The following is a 2,810-nucleotide window of genomic DNA, read 5'->3' on the forward strand; positions in this document are numbered from 1 at the left end:
ATTATTAAAAGTTGCGCCAATATAAACAACCCCATTAACACACTTTTTTACACTTTTACCAACTGTTCTAACCTTTTTCATTAAAACTCACAATAACAATAAATTTTATTTCTTTCCAGCAATAGGTAAGCGAGATCTACCTTTACGAGTCTTAGCACTGGTATGAGTTCTTTGTCCTCTCACTGGCAAACCTTTTCTGTGTCTCACTCCTCTATAGCAGCCTTTGTAGCTGCGACTATTCTCTTTGCATCAGATCTTGCTTTTCGGTATAGGTTCCAGTTTGTCGGTGTTTTATCTCTCAGGTATTCATGATATAGTTTCTTTTTCAGCCGCACTTTATCTTTCACATCTTCTGTCCAGAGCCATGGCATCTTGTCGATCTTGCGACGTATCATATACTTAAAACTTTTTTGAGGCTCTTTATCTTTCAGAACTACTGGAAGGTTCTATATACACGCCATTACATCTGATTTTATTGCCTTTACAACTGCAAGGGCACCAAAAAACACGGCAGTAAATGCTCCGAGTGCAAAAAGTACTGGCCACGGCATTCTGCCAAATATTGCAAGCAAAGCTTCACCTATTATCACTATCGTGATCATTGGTCCACCTATGCTGTGAGTGTATTGTACTATGCTGCATATCACTTCTGATGTTTCATCAACTGTTTTACTCTGCTTGCACTTGCAAATGAAATTGAGAAAATTAAAGTTATAAATATAAGAAATTTTTTCATTATGTCTCCAATAATTTTATGCCAAATTTTTCTTCGTATTTATTAAATTTAAGTTAAGGATATTATTAAATTTATCATATTATCAATTTAGCTTTGGTGTATATTTATTTCGCCGAACTAATTGAATCAAGCTGGAAAATCTGCTAAAGTTCATTTTATGAAAGGCACCCTTAGCTCAGTTGGATTAGAGCATTTGACTACGGATTAAAAGGTCGGGCGTTCGAGTAGCTCAGGGTGCACAATGTTACACAGAGTTGAAATTAATGCACGAATACCTATCTTTAAAGGTTAAATACAGAACTATTGTATATGAGCACAAAAGATTACTATGAGTTGTTAGGAGTAAGCATAAATGCCAGCATTGATGAGATAAAAACGCATATAGGAAACTAGCGTTCGAATATCATCCAGATAAAAATCCTGGTAATAAAGAAGCAGAGTAAAAATTTGGAGAAATAGCGGCTGCATACGAAGTCCTGTCTGATCCTGAGAAAAGAGAAGGCTATGATTTTTGTGAGAATAAAGGTACTTCTGGTGGGTTTGACTTTAGCCAAGCCACAGAAGATTTTAGCGATATATTCAGAGACCATTTTAGTGGAGAATTTTGTAGCTCAAGTAGATCAAGAGCAAAAAGTAGTACAACGATGGGAAAGCCTGGATTAGAATTACGTTATGATCTTAAAATTACTTTAGAAGACGCATTTAAGGGAATACAAGCGCCTATACATTATGTCACAGATGTAAAATGTGACAGGTGTCAAGGTACAGGCAGTGAAAGAGCAATCAAGCCAGTTCAGTGTCATACGTGCCAAGGAAGCGGTAAGATCAGGACCCAACAGGGCTTTTTTTATAATCGAGAGAACTTGTACCACATGTTATGGGGATGGCGAAATAATACAGAATAAATGCAAAAAAATGCGGTGGAAATGGACGCAGAAGAGGTGAAATACATCAGTTTTAATTCCCAAAGGTATAGAAGAAGGCGGTAAGGTAATAGTATGCGGTAAAGGAGAAGCTGGAGTAAGAGGTGGGAAAAACGGAAATCTACATGCATTTGTTGAAATCGCTCCACATAAAATCTTTTTTTCGAAATAAAGTGGATTTACATTGAAAAGTACCTATAAGTATGACACTAGCAGTGTTTGGTGGCGAAATTGATGTCCAGTCAATTGATGGAGCTAAAATAAAAGTAAAGGTTCCCGAAGGCACTCAAACTGGTACCAAAATAAGTTGTAAAGGAAAGGGCATGCCATATAGGACTTAAACATCCGAGGTGACTTATACATACAGGTAATAGTTGAGACTTTAAATCCAAAGAACTTAACTAAAAAACAATTTGAGTTATTAAAAGCACTTGAAGAAGAGAAAAATACAAATACGCAACGAGAATCCAAAGGATTCTTTAGTAAAGTAAAAAAAAAAGTAAGGAATTTGCTAAATGATATTGAAGGCAGTTAATACCCTAATGCTTGACATGTAATTGCAGGAGCAATGTGTTAAATATTAGAACACAAATGCTTCTACGATATTACTCAATTTTTCTGTCAACCAGGTACGCAAGTAGCTGAAACAGAACTAAAAATTTCTTGACAACCCCCGCCAATCTCATTATAATAACAATGAAGCTAATTATTTATCTTCTCTGTATAGATTAAACGACAAAAAAACTTAGTATATCTGGCGTCTCATGTTTAATTTTTGCACTATGTACACCTCATGTCTTTTACATTGTTGTCAACATTATCGACTAGTGCTGTAAATTGCGCCTATTTGGGCGCTTTAAAAGATTAAAAAACGCCAACTGATAAAATGATAGTGAATAACTAGCTGCCCTAGGTTTCTTTTGTCTTTTTTTCTGTTTAGTAAATTTCTTAACGCTAATAATTTAGACTTCAAAAGCAACGGAGTCGCGGTTATGAGACGTTTTGAATAAGAGAACGCCATGTTTGAAAGTTAAATGTAAATAACTAGACACCCACGGGTTGCCTTTTTTCTCCATTTGGTAAATTTCATAAATATTTATTACTAAACTGGATCCCAGTACTGGGATGACATCATTATAGAATGGAATGAG

The 2,810-nt window shown here is 35.5% G+C and carries 2 protein-coding genes, 1 tRNA gene and 4 pseudogenes; 2 read left to right on the forward strand and 5 right to left on the reverse strand.

Translation table 11 applies throughout. The annotated features are described in order from the left end of the window. The 4 genes and pseudogenes from HET73_RS06890 to HET73_RS06905 all read right to left on the reverse strand — a co-directional run. Positions 1-81 (reverse strand): annotated as a pseudogene (locus tag HET73_RS06890) (30S ribosomal protein S11); the annotation flags it as partial. 24 nt (positions 82-105) lie between these two features. Further along, positions 106-222: pseudogene (gene rpsM / locus HET73_RS06895) on the reverse strand (30S ribosomal protein S13); the annotation flags it as partial. Next, entirely contained in the window at positions 204-395 is a 192-nt protein-coding gene (locus HET73_RS06900) for a hypothetical protein (RefSeq protein WP_174134255.1), read from the reverse strand. The gene HET73_RS06900 and the pseudogene rpsM, both read right to left, overlap by 19 nt. Before the next feature lie 51 nt (positions 396-446). Further along, positions 447-736: pseudogene (locus HET73_RS06905) on the reverse strand (TrbC/VirB2 family protein). Positions 737-900: 164 nt separating this feature from the next. On the opposite strand from HET73_RS06905, the gene HET73_RS06910 reads away from it, so the two are divergent. After that, positions 901-975 (forward strand) — tRNA-Arg (locus HET73_RS06910). A gap of 70 nt (positions 976-1,045) precedes the next feature. Then, a pseudogene (locus HET73_RS09190) lies at positions 1,046-2,194 on the forward strand (molecular chaperone DnaJ). A gap of 427 nt (positions 2,195-2,621) precedes the next feature. Here HET73_RS09190 and HET73_RS07545 read toward each other — a convergent pair. Further along, positions 2,622-2,810, reverse strand: a 189-nt coding sequence (locus tag HET73_RS07545) for a hypothetical protein (protein ID WP_218939340.1), incomplete at its 5' end; no start/stop codon positions are given.

It is taken from the genome of Wolbachia endosymbiont of Atemnus politus, from assembly GCF_013309895.1.